Source organism: Trueperella sp. LYQ141 (genome assembly GCF_046599555.1).
Classification (GTDB): domain Bacteria; phylum Actinomycetota; class Actinomycetes; order Actinomycetales; family Actinomycetaceae; genus Trueperella.
This window is the reverse complement of record NZ_JBKIWQ010000008.1, coordinates 18,325-35,125: the sequence shown is the minus strand read 5'-3', so window position 1 is coordinate 35,125 and position 16,801 is coordinate 18,325. Positions and strand designations below refer to the sequence as shown.

The 16,801-nt window shown below is 49.5% G+C and carries 12 protein-coding genes; 3 read left to right on the top strand and 9 right to left on the bottom strand.

Annotated features, from left to right (window positions below):
• Positions 1-32: 32 nt before the first annotated feature.
• From ACLHIJ_RS07135 to ACLHIJ_RS07095, 9 genes are all read right to left on the bottom strand, one after another.
• Positions 33-1,304 (bottom strand): ABC transporter substrate-binding protein, encoded by a 1,272-nt coding sequence (locus tag ACLHIJ_RS07135; protein ID WP_411296944.1) that lies wholly within the window; start codon positions 1,302-1,304, stop codon positions 33-35.
• Positions 1,305-1,323: 19 nt separating this feature from the next.
• Positions 1,324-2,151: a carbohydrate ABC transporter permease gene (locus ACLHIJ_RS07130; RefSeq protein ID WP_411296943.1), complete on the bottom strand. Its 828-nt coding sequence runs from the start codon at positions 2,149-2,151 to the stop codon at positions 1,324-1,326.
• Between the two features lies 1 nt (position 2,152).
• Positions 2,153-3,052 (bottom strand): carbohydrate ABC transporter permease, encoded by a 900-nt coding sequence (locus tag ACLHIJ_RS07125; RefSeq protein WP_411296942.1) that lies wholly within the window; start codon positions 3,050-3,052, stop codon positions 2,153-2,155.
• Between the two features lie 7 nt (positions 3,053-3,059).
• Complete coding sequence (locus ACLHIJ_RS07120) at positions 3,060-4,088, bottom strand: LacI family DNA-binding transcriptional regulator (RefSeq protein ID WP_411296941.1); 1,029 nt, start codon at positions 4,086-4,088, stop codon at positions 3,060-3,062.
• A gap of 341 nt (positions 4,089-4,429) precedes the next feature.
• Positions 4,430-5,053 carry a methyltransferase family protein gene (locus ACLHIJ_RS07115; protein ID WP_411296940.1) on the bottom strand — a complete coding sequence of 208 codons (624 nt, stop codon included), beginning with the start codon at positions 5,051-5,053 and terminating at the stop codon, positions 4,430-4,432.
• Positions 5,054-5,239: 186 nt separating this feature from the next.
• Positions 5,240-5,743 (bottom strand): adenylate kinase, encoded by a 504-nt coding sequence (locus ACLHIJ_RS07110; protein WP_411296939.1) that lies wholly within the window; start codon positions 5,741-5,743, stop codon positions 5,240-5,242.
• A 753-nt stretch (positions 5,744-6,496) separates the two neighbouring features.
• Positions 6,497-7,126, bottom strand: coding sequence for an ABC transporter ATP-binding protein (locus ACLHIJ_RS07105; RefSeq protein WP_411298809.1), 630 nt, complete (start codon positions 7,124-7,126; stop codon positions 6,497-6,499).
• Between the two features lies 1 nt (position 7,127).
• Positions 7,128-9,146 carry a hypothetical protein gene (locus ACLHIJ_RS07100; RefSeq protein ID WP_411298808.1) on the bottom strand — a complete coding sequence of 673 codons (2,019 nt, stop codon included), beginning with the start codon at positions 9,144-9,146 and terminating at the stop codon, positions 7,128-7,130.
• A 1,239-nt stretch (positions 9,147-10,385) separates the two neighbouring features.
• Positions 10,386-12,656, bottom strand: a complete 2,271-nt coding sequence (locus ACLHIJ_RS07095) for a Cna B-type domain-containing protein (protein WP_411298807.1) — start codon at positions 12,654-12,656, stop codon at positions 10,386-10,388.
• Between the two features lie 969 nt (positions 12,657-13,625).
• On the opposite strand from ACLHIJ_RS07095, the gene ACLHIJ_RS07090 reads away from it, so the two are divergent.
• The 3 genes from ACLHIJ_RS07090 to ACLHIJ_RS07080 are packed head-to-tail and all read left to right on the top strand — an operon-like array spanning position 13,626 to position 16,789.
• Positions 13,626-14,357, top strand: coding sequence for an electron transfer flavoprotein subunit beta/FixA family protein (locus ACLHIJ_RS07090; protein ID WP_411296934.1), 732 nt, complete (start codon positions 13,626-13,628; stop codon positions 14,355-14,357).
• 17 nt (positions 14,358-14,374) lie between these two features.
• Positions 14,375-15,292: an electron transfer flavoprotein subunit alpha/FixB family protein gene (locus ACLHIJ_RS07085; RefSeq protein WP_411296933.1), complete on the top strand. Its 918-nt coding sequence runs from the start codon at positions 14,375-14,377 to the stop codon at positions 15,290-15,292.
• 24 nt (positions 15,293-15,316) lie between these two features.
• Complete coding sequence (locus ACLHIJ_RS07080; protein WP_411298806.1) at positions 15,317-16,789, top strand: FAD-dependent oxidoreductase; 1,473 nt, start codon at positions 15,317-15,319, stop codon at positions 16,787-16,789.
• Positions 16,790-16,801 lie beyond the last annotated feature (12 nt).

The window sequence follows — 16,801 nt, the reverse complement described above, 5'->3', positions numbered from 1 at the left end:
GTTTTAATACAGCAGTTTCGTCTTTTATTTACCTAGTGGGTTATAGTGTTCCACCCGCTGGTCAAGGCCTCCTGGAGTTGTGCGGCATCAATTTCCTGAGCGAAGTACTTCTGGTAGGCCGGGGTGGCAACTGTGTCTTTCCACTGTGCGTAGTGGTCCGCAAAGAGGTAGGGAGCGGAGACCATATACTGACCTGAGGAGAGAATGGTCTTCCAATTGTCGTCGCCGCCAAGGGACTCAGTCATACGCTTTTGAGCCGACTGCGAAGGCGGAATGAGAGCATCTGCCTTGTTGATCGTGGCAAGGTTTTCCGCCTTTACGAAATAGTTGATAAATGCTGCCGACTCTTCGACATGCTCAGAATCAATGTTTACCGAGAGAGTCTGCGGGTTTGCTGATTGACCAGCACCTGCCGTGCCCTTGAGCGGAGGCAAGACGACCCAATCGAAGCCTTTGGGAGCATCTACCGCAATATTGGCGGCCTGGTAAGAGCCCTGGATCGTCATGGCAACTTTGCCGGCGTAGAAGCTAGCTAGCACCTCAGAACCCGATTGGGTTAGAGATAGCGGGAAAAGGGTCTTGTCCACGTAGGCCATGTCGTGGATTATGTTAGGAATAGCCAGCTCTCCTTCGCCCACGTTGATACGCACATCTTCCCCAGTGCCTTCGAAGAAGTTGCCGTCGAATTGCGGGCCCATAGCCATCATTGCAGCGGTAGGCGACTTGAGCCCCCAGGCAAGACCGTAGGTATCTGCATTTGTCGTCGCTTTTGCAATGTTCCGCAGTTCATCCCAGGTCATTGTTTCGCCGTGCGGGATCTCAATTCCGGCTTTGTTCAAAATGCTCTTATTAGCAAACACCATGTAGGACTGGAGTTCTGTTGGCGCGGCAACGACTTTCCCATCCACGGTCACTGACTCCATGATCCCTTTGGGGACATCGGCGACAAAGTCTTTATCAAGGAGTCCAGAGAGGTCTGCGAGGTATCCATCGCGAGCAAAGGGGATGATTGAAGCAGCCTCATAATGGATGATGTCGGGAGCTGACCCAGAGTTGAACTGCGTTATGAGCTTGTCGTAGATGCCGTCCCAGCCGGCAGGAATGATCTCAACCTGGATATTGGGATTGTCCTTGTTCCAGGTGTCAACAATCTGTTTCGTTACCTCGATTGTGGCTGGTTGATCGGAGAGCGATTGGAAGCTAAGCCGGATCGGCTCTCCTTCTGCGGATTTTTCGTCCGCACCGCAGGCGGCAAGGCCAATTGCCGCCGCCATCACCGTTATCAGAATCTTGTATGTGCGCATGGTTTTCCTCTCTTTACGGTCAGCCTTTGACCGCGCCGGACATTAGCCCGGAGATTAGTTTTCTCTGCATGATTGAAAAGAAGATGATGGATGGAATAGCGGCAAGAACCGAGCCAGCCGCTAATGGACCGAGGGCCACTTTGCCCTCACCACCGATAAACATCTTCAGCGTGATTGGTAGTGTGTAATTTTCTGGAGATTGGAGTAGAACGAGAGCGAAGAAAAACTCGTTCCACGAGGAGACAAAAGCAAACAGCGCAGTCGCGACAGCTCCGGGTGCCAGTAACGGGAAGACAATTTGCCTGAGTACCTGGTATCTCGAAGCGCCATCAATCGCTCCCGCTTCCTCAAGATCAATCGGAATATTTGCCACGTATCCCTGCAGCATCCACAGCGCGAACGGGAGGGTATAGGTCGTATGCACAAGAGTGAGCCCGATCAGAGAGTCAGCCAGATTGATTGACCGCAGAATGAGGAACAGCGGAAGAATAATCAGGATGACTGGGAACACCTGGCTAATCATGACCCATCCGGTGCCAATCATCCGTATTGCACCCTTGTATCTGGCCAGTAAATATGCTGCAGGCATGGATATGAGTACGACGAGAGCAGTTGACGCGAGAGCGACAACGAGCGAGTTCCACGATGACCTGATAATTCCTTGCTTCTCAAGAGCGACCGAATAGTTGGATGCCGTGAAGTCTTGAGGTATGAGGTTGACCGATAGCGAATTGAGCTCGCCAGATGATTTGAATGAGGACGAGATCAGCCACAGAAGGGGAAAACCAAGGAATACGATAAACCCGACGAGGAGCGTGTACTGGCTGGCGCGCGTAACCTGTTTCATCTTACTTCTCCTTGTCTTCGCGGAGCTGAAGTTTGAGGTATAGCGCGAGCAGGATTGTCACGATGACTACTAGAACGAGACCCATTGCCGCCGCGTATCCGATGTTTCGGTTCTTGAATGCCTCGATATATGTAAAAAGCATCGGCAGCATGGTGCGACCTCCTGGGCCGCCTTCGGTGAGCACATAAACAAGCGAAAACGAATTGAAATTCCAGATGAAATTAAGCGAGGCAATGGCCGCAATAATCGGAGTAAGGGACGGGAGTGTCACGTGTCGGAATCGTTTCCAATTATTAGCACCATCAATCTGTGCGGCTTCATTTATCTCCGGTGGAATCTGCTGCAAACCAGCGAGCAACGTAATGGTCGTTTGCGGCATCCCAACCCATACTCCAACAACGATTACCGCAGGGAAAGCTGTTGAGAAGCTACCCAGCCAGTTTGTGCTATCCGGCAGACCTATCGACCCGAGGAATGCATTGATCGGGCCTGCATTCGGCGAGTAAAGCATCCGCCACATGATGGCGACAACAACCGGCGGCATCGCCCACGGTATCAGAGCGAGCACTCGAGTAAAGCTGCTGAAGCGAAGGTTGGAGTTAAGGAGCAAGGCTAGGATCATCCCGAGCACCATCTGCAACAACGTGACGGAAACCGCCCAAATCAAGCCGATTTTGAACGAGTTCCAGAACATGCCGTTCGACATAAGATCGTGGAAGTTATCCAGACCAACGAAATTGTATTCTGGTTTTCGCACAAGCCGCGCATCCGTAAACGCAAGTCCGATGCCGATAATGAGCGGCACAACCGAAAAGATCAGAATGGGGATCAAGGAGGGGATCGCAAGAAAGAGTGCTTCCTTTCTTCGCTCTCGCCCACGAAATGACGTTACAGAAGCCATCTGGTTGTCACATCCATCCTGTTGATTCAGCAATAATGAGTTGCGGCTCCAAGAACGTTGAACGCGCAACTTTGGTGGGAGTATCGAAATGGGAGAGGAGGGATTCCGCAGCAAGGCGACCCCGCTCCCCCGCTCGTAGAGATACAGAAGTCAGTGTGGGGGTGACGAGCTTTCCCAGTTCAATGGCATCCATTCCCGTGACGGCAACATCTCTCGGAATTAAGAATCCTGCGCTCATAAGCTCCCTCATAACACCTATGGCAAGCAGGTCGTTCGCCGCAATGACAGCTCTTTTCACGTCACTAGCAGGTTTATCCTCCCACAGCCGCGCGATCCTCCTTCCAGCATGAGAACCTGCTTCCAGATTGAAATCTCCAACCCGTATCGTCCGTGCCGAGGAAATCTCAGAACCTAGCTGTTCCACAATGTCATCGAAACCCATTTGCCGAGCGGCACCCGGTCGGGTATCAAGGGGACCGTTTACGAAGATGAGATCTTTGCACCCGCGATCCACTACATGCCGCACCGCCATGCCAATTCCAAGTGCAGAATCAGTCGTTATGGTTTCAATGTCACCGTCATCCACCGGACTTCCGATCACCACCACAGGAATCTCGCTCTTCTTAAGTGCCTCGACAAGTTCATCACTGATACGAAGCACCGACAAGATCGCCGCATCAACCGAGCCGTTGGCAAAGGATCTGACAAAATCAATTGCATCTCGAGGGTCTGACCCTATCTGCGCCACGGTTACCCGATAACCCACCGGCGAGAGAACGTTTGTTAGCTCTTTCATCATCTCGACGTAAGCCGGATTACCAATATCAGGAACTGCGAATGCGATCGTCATCGTCTTGCCTTCGCGCAACGCACGCGCCCGCAAATTGGGGACATAACCGAGTTCCTCGGCCGCTTCAAGGACCTTGCGCGCAGTTGCACCGCTTGCACCATTGCCTCGCATTGCGCGCGAAGCAGATCCGAGCGAAACGCCAGCATACGCCGCAACCTCAGTTAGGGTCACTTTCTTTCTGGCCATGATCTCACCTTCGAGAATTGAAACGTTTCCAATTTTTGGCTTGATAGAAGTTTTGCAGACTGCCCGAATCGTGTCAAGCACATTTTTCGAATACGCACTATTTCAAACTTACCACCCCTGCGCCCCACACAATAATTGATCCCAGCAATGGCATATAAACAATAAGATTCGCCTCGGCCTTATCGCCGCTTAAGCCAGCACCACTTCAGCTTTTCCCAATAACAAATTGGCACGTCTTGGATTTCGGGCTTTTTCCTTGGCCGCTTCGAAAAGAATTGGGTTGTAGCCAAAGATATTCCCAGGAATTCACGGCAGGTCTGCAGAAAAGCACCAATAAATCATTAATACACACCTGGAAACAAGCGGTATTTTACTTTCTGGCAATAATCCATAAATTCAGCGTGGAACTGGTTTTGCAAGGCCCTTTCTTCCACGTGAATTCTTAGCCCGTAACATATTGCGCATACCAATATCGTAGATATAGTGGCGATCACCGATCTGTAGACGAACGTGGCACCGATCAAACTGACAATACTTCCAGTGTAGGCAGGGTTCCTCACCCACTGGTAAAGCCCACTTTGAATCAGATGCTGGTCGCTGGTTGTCTGCACATTGTGCGTAAAGGCATGGCGCAAAGTAATGACTGCAAGGCAACGAATCACAACACCTACAACGATCAGAACCAAACCGAGGTAATAAATAATATGAGGGAAAAGCAGATTTTGAACCCAAGATGGCATATCGGTATCTCTGAAAACTATTCCCGACGCAACACCCCAACACCACGCACCAATAATTAACCAAAGCGTCAGATCTCGGCTATGTTTCCGCTGAGCAAATGAGGTATAAAACCAGATAGCAAGCTCAGAAATCCACAGCAACGCCACCACACAACAGGCGATATACGCTTCCTGCGAAGTGGCAAACAGATTCATGTCTTTCGCATCGATATTAAATATGTCCATATTTACCTGCTTCTAACGTCGCTCTCACCTGTAAAACTAGGTAAAACATTACCTTTACTAGCCAGTAAGGTACAGGAAAATCATTACTTGCCTCCCCGTTTTTGCTTAGCCGCTCCGATAGCTTTATTACCCAAAATTCAGAGATACTGCACGGAACTGAGGCACAAGCCCCTCTTAAAGCACAATCTACTTTTGACAAAGCGCATTTAAATACATTGTGGCTTCATCGCGACTTTTGAAATGGTAAACCTCTTTACCCGAACAGGTACCTAATAAGGCGGAAATCTTTTGCCTTCCGCTCTTATGAAAATCCCGAATAAAGCTTACAAGCTCTTCAAAGGTCTCGTCATTTTCGTTTTCTTTCCACGGTAAATCTGGACGAAACTTTCCGCTTCTTTCTTTCACTCCGGCGATACAAACGTCTAATGGATAGTCTAAGAAAAATATCGTATCGGCAAACAGCAGCCGTCGTTCCAGGGTACTTTCGTAGTTACCGTCAATAATCCAATTATCCGTGTTAAGGATCTTCTCTTGGCGACCTTTGAAAATACTTGCTGGCACGAAAGTTTTATCCTCGTTCCAGAACAATAAATCTAGATGATGAAGGGGCAAACCCACTATTCCATGTAATCGGCGAGCGAATGTACTTTTGCCAGCTCCTGGGCAACCAATGACAAGTACTTTTCTCATTTGCCCCCCCCTTAGCAAAACCGACGATGATAATCATCTCTGATCTAATCTAGCTGGCAAAATGCAACCTCGCCCCTTGCCCGTCAAAACACCAAAAGCAAAATCAGCAATTCAGCCCCCCCCCGAACGACCTCTGAGGGCCCTCATTGCCATCCACATTTCCTATCCGCCATCACAACATCGGCTTTACTATCCCTGAATTCAGGTTATTTTTAGAAATACTACATAGTCACATATAGCCATTATTAGAATTTCTCTTGATCTATTCCCCTATCGAGCATACAATGACGAATGAGAGAGATCTCACACTCGTCAAAGAGCGAAGTGCAGAGTCGCACTAGTTCCACACGAAGCTTGCTTCGCGCACGCATCAGAAAGTCACATACTTTCTGATTAAAAACACATTAAACATAGAGGAGTGGCGAACCCTATCTTCGAAATCTCACAAGCCGCTGATGAGGAGGATACCTAATGACCGCTGCAACAATTACAGGCCCCATCGTCATAATCTTGCTAGCGATAATTGCGATAGCTCTCGTTTTACTATGTGTAAAGATCTGGCGTTACATAGACGCAAAACAGAGCAACACACATGATCCCCACAGAGCTAGACCATCTCGCACCCCATAAACCAATAGAGAAATCTTAATGTTAATGGAAATAAGCGATGTAGGCGGATTGGATGAAAGCGAAAACTCTTCTCTCATCCAATCCGTCCGCGTTTCGTGCTCTCAAAACTCCTAGCACCGTTTTTCAATCAAGGGAAACAATCCTATCCGCATGACTAGCGACGATTGGGTCATGAGTGACGATCAGGAGTCCGGCATTGTTACGCTGGGTAACCGCAAACAATAGCTCAATAACTTCGTCACGCATATTGGGATCAAGGGAACCAGTTGGTTCATCAGCGAGAATGAGACGAGGATGGTTAATGAGAGCACGAGCCAAAGCAACTCGCTGTCTCTCACCCCCTGATAGATCTGAGCCGAGACGCGATGGTTCTACTCGTAGCTCTTTCAAAAGCTCAATCGCTTCGTCGGTTACATGGCTATCGCTCTTATTAGCAAGTAATCGAGGCAGGATGACATTTTGCTCTGCAGTGTACGTGGAGAGAAGCTCTCCATGCTGAAAAACTGTGCCGATAGTTGTGCTACGTAGCCGAGCGAGATCGTCGTATTTTATCTTATGAACATTGATACCATCGACGAGGACCGTCCCAGATAAGGGGCGATGCATTCCCAGAACCGTTGAAAGCAGAGTAGTTTTTCCAACACCAGAACGCCCCACAAGTACCACTGATTCCCCGCACTCAACATCGAACGTCATCGGCTGACACAGTGGACTCGTATATCCGATAACCAAATCCCGAAGAGATAAAACCATCTTAGGATTCCTTTCCTGGTAACCAACGGACCGTTTCAGCCGCGATAGCACGGGAAATATGAATAAACTGAACGAAAGAAGCGAGGATCAGCATAGCTAGAAGCGCCGCGATAAACCCGAGTGGGAGTTCAAATGGAGAGACTCGAACATAAGAGTAGGACAGATACACCCCGATAAGTAACGCGAAGATTGATGAAATCATCGCAATGCGCACATGTTGTTTGGACAGCGTATGGCTTATCATATCCTTGGCCCCGGATAATGCAACGATTGCACTAATCTCGATGGCATACTTCCGGGCTTGGAGCGCTTGACTCACCAGTGTGACGTTAAGGAACAGCAGAGTGGCTATCGTAAAGAAAATCAAAACCCAACGAGAATGGTAGTTATAAATATCAGCTGCTGCTTTATCTCCAGCCCCAACCCATTCAACAGTCGGATAGTGAGCTACAGATTTAAGGCGAATAGGTGCGATCTGAGTCAAATCGACTCCGTTAGAGTCGGCAACATAAAAGGTCACTAGATTTGATTCCTCCGGCCCAATCCCTTCTGGAATAGAATCAGGGACATAGGAATTAACACTATGCTCAAGCTCAATGTCTAGATTATTCCTTCCCCTCTCAACCCTTGCAGTTCCTAGTACTCCGTCAGTATTTTCACCGTAGAACGTTGCCCCAACAAAGGAGTCCGGCATTACTTGAGTAAGGGAGGAAAAGAGTTCGGTAAAACACTCTGGGCGCATTTCGCAATCAATATTAACTTGAGCAATCCTGCCACGCGTCTCGCCATAATTCTTTCCCCACGGGCTATCACTTGAGACGACATAAAGACCAGAGATAAAGATTCCAACAATAAGCATCACGCCAGTGATCGAGCCACTTCGCGTTGCAAACCATGAATTCCTCGATACCCACTGCCACTGCAAACGATCAAATGTGAGTGGCGCTTTCTCACGAGCTTGACGAGAGAAGTAGAACTTCACCAGGTAAGACAAAGCCATCGGAAACCCTGCGGTCATCATCGCGCTACCCATAAGCAAAAGAATGAGCGCAGTCGAATCGGGGATAGCCTGATAGAAGATCGCCACCATAATAGTGACAAGAAATCCAACTACAAACGACCCCAACCACACGGAAGAACGCCACCAAACGATCTTCCGACGAGAACTTTTAATGGTAATCCCGATCTGTGGACGGAAAAATAAGACCACCAAGGTTATACCCGTGAGGATATCTGCTCCGAAAAGAGCGGAAAGATATGGGCGGATCGCTTCCGACCTAGCTATAAAATCAACTGGTAACGGCACGTCAAAAGCAATAAATAATACCTGGAAAAGAACCCCAATCAATATACCTAGAAGAAACGACGTACCAAGCTCGCGTAGATTTAATCGACACAGCTGCCTATATCGAGCCCCTGCGATCTGAAAGATCTGGGACTTGCGATACATGGCAATATGGCTGATAGACAAAGCCGCCATCGTCAATAACAGCAATGGCGGAATCAGGGTCACGCAGGCAAGCCCCGGCAACAGTTGCGACCAGGAATCGTAAACCACTTCACCATTGCGAAATCTAGCATCTGGACCAAAACCAGCCCCATACTCCACCCCTACGCCCGAATTGGCTCGGTCACGCAAGAGCTGCCCATCAGCGGGGCGAGCATACACGAGTGCCTCCTCGTCATGAAGAAGAATATCGGTGGATAGCGCTCCGACGATCTTGCCAAACTGCGCAGTTACCAATGATTCATTCGCCTGCAAACGTGGGGAAATGACAACCTCACCTGGTCCAAGCGTTTTGCCAAATCCAGGAACACGTAATTGACCATTGAGTGGCTCGATAATAAAGTAAGGAACCACTGTATCGTCAATAGTGGTCGCACCGGAGATGAAAGCCATATCGGCAGTAGAGGCATCTGCTAAATAGTTCGGCGCGCGCTCCGCCGCTTTATTGAGACGCCAATGGGGCGATGCAAAACACAGCACCACAATCAATACTGTGGCAAACCACAGTGCCACCGTAGTAGCGATACTAAATCGAGCAAGCCTAAACATGATAGTGATATATGCTGACATTTTGCGCTGAATTTTTAGCGCAAAACGTCAGACAAATTAACCGATAACCTGCTTATTTCGGCGGAGTACCGATCCATCCTCCACAGTTAGACGGAAGAATGTAATACCTCGAGACACAAGGCTGAATACCGTTGACTTCCGCTGGAGCATTCATCGTCACTGTTGTATTGTATCCAGACTTATTTGAGAATCCTGAGCTTTGGCGCGCTTGATCAAAGCTGTAGTTAACTGACGGGAACTGATTATCATCCTGATTATCTTTTAGAGAAATAAATGAGCCGTTGGTATGAATCTCACTGCCATATTTCGTACCAGTATAGCTCAACCCATAAGCCGTGGTAATGGTTGAAAGCAGAAAAATTATAGATGCTGCAAAATATGCATTTCTTCGCTTGGACGTACAATCACCTTCTTCGACTCAAATTAGAAGTTTCATCTTCGAAACTTAAGGACAATCTAGTGACACAAAATATGCATGTCAATACTTTTACGAAAGTTTCGGATGTCTCCTATTATATATGCAGGATAGAGCAGAAATCTCTGGTACTGCTATTTTCAATGACGAAAAATTCCCAAGGAAAGATCTGACGACGATCCGCACGCGCTCATGACCGGGATTAGCACTATCCCGCTTACCATTGTCGAAGTCGAGCTAAAATACAAAAGCTAGTCTCAGCTTGGTACATAAGCAAATAATTCCGACTCTCCGCGATTATTACCCTGTTTCCATCCATGCTTCCAAGCCCAATCCGCTGTTTTCAATGGAGAAATATTTTAAGTAAATAGATGCGATTTTCCTGAGTCATAAGTCCGAAATGCAGGCTACCATAAAATTGCTCCACAATTTAACGACACACATTCATACACACGCACCCCGCATATACGAGGCCTCTTCTTTTCCCTAAAAACAGCCTCATAAACCAGCAAACACACAGCCATATCCCCTGCGTAAAAACTAATGCCAGCTCGCCAGGAGTAATACGCTGAAAACCGCCCGTCCATGCCCTCTTATCCCGTCAGGCATTATCCTTCTGTTCTGAAACACCGCACATCTCTACGCACAAAGTAGCGGGCGACCTCGCAGCATTACTCGCTACAAGGCCGCCCTCGATACCTACCTGATAGATGATAGCTCTAGGCAAATCACAGCCTATGCCACCCTTCAACACTTACTGAGGCATTTTAGGATCGCCGTTCTCGCCGGCTATACCGCATAAAGCCAACTCCAACCGAACTCAATATGATCGCAGCATATAACACCGTACCAACCACACCAATACCTGTTTTTGCCAGATGTGGAGGAGCAGGCGGCGTTGACGGAGGTGTCGGCGGGGTCGGTGGAACAGGTGGGGTTGACGGCGGAGTATCCGGAGGCGTATCAGGTGGAGTATTCGGCGGTTCTTCTGGCGGAATATACGTATTCGTCAGCGATACTTCCACGAGCGGAACCCCCGTCGTGGAATCCTCACCAACCGTGCGCTCCCTCGTCAGACTAAAACCTTCTGGAACATCCACCTCAACAACCGTATAAACATACGGCTCACCATCGGCACGATCACGCTCAAGCTCGGTCCATCGATAAACCCAATTATTTTCCGCATTTAGCTCGATGACATCACCCAGCGCTTCCCCGTCGCGTTCGAGCTGAACCTTAACCGAATCCGGGCGCTTCGTTTCATCACCTACCCAGGATTTCGTTACCCGAACATCCGTTAACGCCTCGTAGGTGACGTAGTAGTGCTTAAAAACCGCAACCTTTCCTGTGCTTGGGTCAAACTCATAGTCAAAGACGGGCAGCTTTGATTCTTTCCCCTCGTTATAAAACTTATCGGTTGACTTTTGAAAATCATCAGCCACGTAACGATAACCAGGAATATCTTTAATAAGACTCTCATAAGTAGGTCGTTCCGTACTGTATGCACCCGGCCCAAACATCACATACTTATAGGGAAGCGTTTGGACGCTCCCATCCGACCCAGAAATTCGGAATGTGGTATCCAGCGGGAAAAGCGTTTCACCCGCGCCGTCCATAAATACCGCACTCTTCTCAGCAATTTGCTTGTTTTCCAGATCAGCAATGACGTGGTACTGCGCCATCTGTTCACGCTCCGTCAAGGGACTGTCCGATTCAGGAGCTGCGATACCTTGCGACTGGCGGTAATCCTTATCGAGAACATAACGCACGTCAATCCGAGGTAGCGGGAACGCACGGAACCCTTGGGCCTTTGCGCCGATACTTCCACTCGCTGACCCCGACGATCCAGAACCATGCGACCAAGCCGCGTAGGCAAAATTATCTGGCATTGTATATTCGATGGCGATGTAATGAACCGCTCCGCGCGCAACCTTCTTTTCGATCACTTTATGCCCCTGACGTGGCTCACTACGATCCGGAGCAGGGTACGGATCAGTCGTATGCGTTCCATAGATCCGCTCAGCATCATCAAATCTGTTCGTGATCTGCCCATCAATCATTACTGAGTCAGGCTTGAGGAAAGTAAAGAGCGCTTTTCCAGCGTCGTTCCGATCGAGAGCATAGACCCCGTCACCAGCCGGATGTGAACCCCAATAATGGAAGCCGAATCCGACGCGCGTCTCGTTGCTCATGTCGTAACGCGCCTTCGACACGTCAACTTTCATAAAAACATACAGCTTTGCCCCTGGATTGATGGCAGCAGTCATCCAGGTGACTGGAACGCGCTCCATCTGACCCGTCACCGGATGCTTTTGCCAAAGCTGATACGTTAAATGATTTGTGCTCGAAGATGGCACGCGAGGTTCAAAGAACTCTCTATATTTAGGATCCATCCCATAAAAGTTCTCACTGGCAGCAAGGCGTTCGGCTTCTGGCAAAGCATTCCACTCATCGCTCCCAATTTCCGGATACTTGTTGACCGGCGGGATGAACGTACTGCCCGACTGCGTTGCTTGCGGTGTAATGTTCGCTGCCTCTTTTGCCAGCGAGGTAGCGGTATCTGGCTGCTGTGGTGTTTGCGGTGCACTGGGATTTGGCTGTCGCGCCTGTAACGCGCTGTTCGCAGGCTGTTCCCTCGGCAAAGCCCTACTATCTGCCAACTGCTTCAACAGATCCGTTGATTGTGGGGACGCCGCCTCGTCAGTAGACCAAAGCTCAGCGTTATTGGGCGCGGCTCCCGCTTCGCCTGGTTTGATACTTTCGCTCACTGCCTCGCCATTAGCTATCTCGTCGCTCTCACGAGCGCTAGCAATAACAGGGTCATCCATCAACGATTCAGTCGTATCAGCAATGTCACCTGCAGTTTTAACGTCAAGAGTATTATCGCCACGAGATATCTCAGAAGATGAGTGCAATAACGACGTCTGAGCTTCTGTACTCAGCTCGGCTTCAATGAGAGCAGATGCGGATTGCGTGGCATGCGCGGTCATAGCAGCGCCCTCATCATCAGCATAGACGGTGACTGAAGATGACATCATCCCCGTCAGTGCAAGGGGAAGTGCCGCTAGCGCAGCCACCCTTGCTGAGATACATTTCCTCCGGAAGTGGTGAGTTTTCACGGAATACCTTTCTTGTTAATACACCTGAGACGCGGCGTATTAACAGTGCTGTGCTGTCTTTTTTTGGATTGCTGTCCGGTGGATTCCAACCGTGCCAACAAAAATCGTTGCAGGTATATGGAAACCACCACCAGCATAACCTGCGAAGATAGATTAATCATCTGCGTTATGAAAGAACCGCGAGGGCGGTTTTTAATTATGTACGCCGTCACCACGGGCATAACATGAAATTGCCGCATTACAGGCAAAAAATGACGGCAGGCACCGAATCAGGAATTTAACCATCTTAATGTTCTGTTAAATATAAGGTTTCATAGGGCGCGTACCTACCCCGCCGGCCAGAGCACACACTCAACCTGCCAAACAGGGCACGTGCCGATTCCCGAAACCCGTTCATTCCTTAGCTGTGTAGCTAACTCATGGCACATCAGGACCTGGCAGAGCAGGTTAATCACGAACACCCCTGAAATGCGCGGCACACGCTATTAGGTTTTGCTGAACATTTACTAGGCGTTTTAGCGGATTAATTAGGCCCTCTCCCGCCCTCCAGCCTCGCCACTGCTCATAAAACGTCAGCAGATATTCCGAGCGAAGCAGTGTAAACAGTGCGCCCTCAACCAAGATCACCCGATCTGATCTGCCCTCCAAGCACGAGAATATGCGGAACCTCCAACTTTCCCAGCACGCATCATTTAATATCCGCCCGCGCCAACGCTAAAACCAACCCCACACCTATCGCCATTACCTCCAGTAGTCAGCCTATATTTTCCACGATAAAAGTAGCCAAATGGCTACCTTATTTACCCATTTGAGGCTAGCCCGTCAGTTTTTAGCTCATAAGACTTGAAATATAGAACATTGTTTCAACGTTGAAATGAGGATGTCAGTATGAAAATAGTTGCCATCTATAAATGGGCGCTCAATCCCGACGACGCCCTTATTAAAAGTGACGCAAGTGTGGACTGGCGCAATGCCAAGATGGTAGCCAGTGACGACGATGCTGCAGCAATTGCGTGCGCTCGGGAGATCCTCAACCCGGGCGATACACTGAGCGGTCTTACGTTCGATAGCGGAGATGCATCCTGGGCTTTGGCACGCGGAGCTGAAGAAACCTACAGCATCACAGAACCCGAAATCACTGACGATCACGCATATCTCGCTCAGCTCTTAGCCGCCGCAATTACTCGAATGGGAGACGTCGATCTGGTACTTATCGGCGAAAACAATGACCAAGCGGCAGTTGCGGGAACCATCGCCGGATACCTCGGAATACGGGCAATACTTGGAGTTGAATCCTGTACCCGCAATGGCGAGAGCCTCACCGTAAAGCGTCGCAGTGGCAGCAATATCGAGGAGATCACCGTCGCCCTGCCGGCGTTAATTGGAATTGCGGCTGCCTCGTCAGAAAAGAACCCACCGGGGATGAAAGAAATGTTAAAAGCCCGTAAACGGCCTATCACCAAAATAAACATCTCGGATCTCAATACCGACGGCACAAAACGTATCGAAGTTACCGGCACCCAGCTTCCGGAAAACGTCAGCACAACAATGTTTGATGGCGATCCTGCTGAAGCTGCTGAAAAACTAATCGCTCGGCTACGCAATGACGGATTGCTCTAGTCAACGAAGGAGAGAACGTGAATTCTGAAATTACCGCAATCATCTGTGACGACCAGCGCCAGTTTGGATCTCTTTTAGCTTTGACGGACACTCCTGCACATAACAGGGTCGCAATCGTGCTGGGTTCGCAAGAATTAGCTCAGTTTGCCTCTCACTACGTATCTCGCGTGCTGTGGCTTAACTCCGAAAACGCTCTCGAAGCATATACCGATTCAATCTGTAAGGCCCTCACCCCACTACAGCCACGTATCGTAGTGCTACCACAAACTCCCGCTGGGCGAGTTATCGGTGGCGCTATTTCCGCGCAGTTAAATGCTTGTATCGTTAGCGGAGCTCTTAACGTCAGTCATGATGGGGATTCATGGTGCGCACATTGCCTGACCATCCAATCCAAATTAATTCAGACGCTAGCCGGCAGTGGAACCCTCGTAGCGTTAACAACTCCCAGTGATATTGACGCCCCGCAGGAAAGCACCGAAGCTGGAGAAATTACCACAATTGACGCCGATGTAGATCCTGAGCTTAAACGTGAATCAACACAGAAATCCCAATTTGCCGCATCCGGTATCGCGAATGCGGAACGAATCGTCTCGGTAGGCCGAGGATTTAAGGCAAAGGATGACATCGCATTAGCTCAAGAATTTGCTTCAGCAATTGGCGCCGAGATCGGTTGCTCAATGCCGGTTGCTGACGATTTGGGATGGGTGGATAAGAGCCACTATGTGGGAAGGTCAGGCCAGCAAGTTTCTCCTCAACTCTACATAGCAGTAGGAATTTCTGGCGCACCTCAACACATGGAAGGTGTGCGTGGAGCTAAGACGATAGTGGCCATCAACGATGATCCTGCCGCCGCGATCTTCACCCACGCTCACTACGGAATCTGCGGAGATCTTTACGAAGTTCTACCCGCATTAACTGCAGCCGTATCGAAATAGAAACCGGGAAAGGACCCTAACATCATGTCAGATACTCAATATTCGTGGGATGCCGAGTATGACGTCGTTGTGCTTGGCTCTGGCGCCTCCGGGCAGTCATGTGCAGTGTACGCAGCCCGCCACGGTCTCAGCGTGGCTCTGTTAGAAAAGATGCCACAGTTAGGCGGATCCTCTGCTTTCGCTGAGGGGCATGCCGCCTTTGAATCCGATGAACAAGAAAAACGTGGAATTACCGTCACGAAAGACGAAGCATTCCGCACCTACCTCGATTACAGCCATTGGCGCGCAGAGCCCGCACTCGTCTCCCGATTCGTTGAAAATGCGGCTGAAACAATTCGCCGCATGCGTGAGGATATTGGCGCGGAATATGAAGAAGTGACGATTACCGCCCCAGAACAATCTGGCGAGCTGGTCACATGGCACTTGCCAAAAGGCGAGGTTGCACAGTTACTTCTTCTGCTGGAAGCCGATGCGCGACGCCACGGAGTCGATATTTTCACTGAAACTCCAGCCAAGGAGATTCTCACAGAGGACGGGAAAGTCATTGGCGTGCGGGCCTGCGACGCCGACGGTGAAGAAGTCATGTTGGGCGCAAAAGCTGTCGTCGTCGGTACTGGAGGGTACGCATCAAACCCCGAGATGTTCAATAAATTCTATAAGCATCCCATTGGCGAAAAGCTCATCGTTGTAGGAAGTCCGGGAAATACTGGCGATGGGATCACCATGGTTTTGCAGGCTGGAGGTAGCCTCAGCCCCTCCATTGGCACATCACTACTTTTCCCCTTTATGCGGAATAAGACGGTCACGTCACATACCAATAATGCCGGTATGCAGCCATATTTCTGGGTAAACTCCGAGGGCTATCGCTTCACTGACGAGACGGTAGGGCTGAATTTCGGTTTCGCAGGCGATGTTGTTGCCGCCCTTCCCGGATCCTTCTATTGGATGGTTCTCGATTCAGCAACAATCGATCATCTGGTCAACAACGGTAACGAAGTCGGATTGGGCATTTACGTGCGCAACTACGAAAAGCTCGTTAACCTTCCGACGGAAATAGCCGCAGACGCTGAAAATAGCGAAAATGTTGTATCCGCCGATACTATTGCCGAATTGGCACAGAAGATGGGCGTTGACCCAGATATTCTTGCCGGCGAAGTCGAAGATTATAACGAAGCCTGCCACAGTGGCGTAGATAGTAAGTTCCACAAGAATGCGAAGTATTTACACGCCGTAGAAACTGCTCCTTTCTATGCCATCAAGATGGAAACTGGCGCAATGATTACGATGGGCGCGCTACGTATTGACGATAAAATGCGGGCACTCAACGATAGTGGCGAACCAGTGCGTGGTCTATATGTAGTGGGCTGCGATGCGGGTGGTATGTATGGCGAAGCCTATGCTTTGACCGTTCCCGGCACAGCTAACGGTTTCGCGTTAACCTCGGGCTGGCTCAGCGCCGATGATATTAACGCGCGTATTCACGCCGGCGAACTGTAAATCATTCATTCT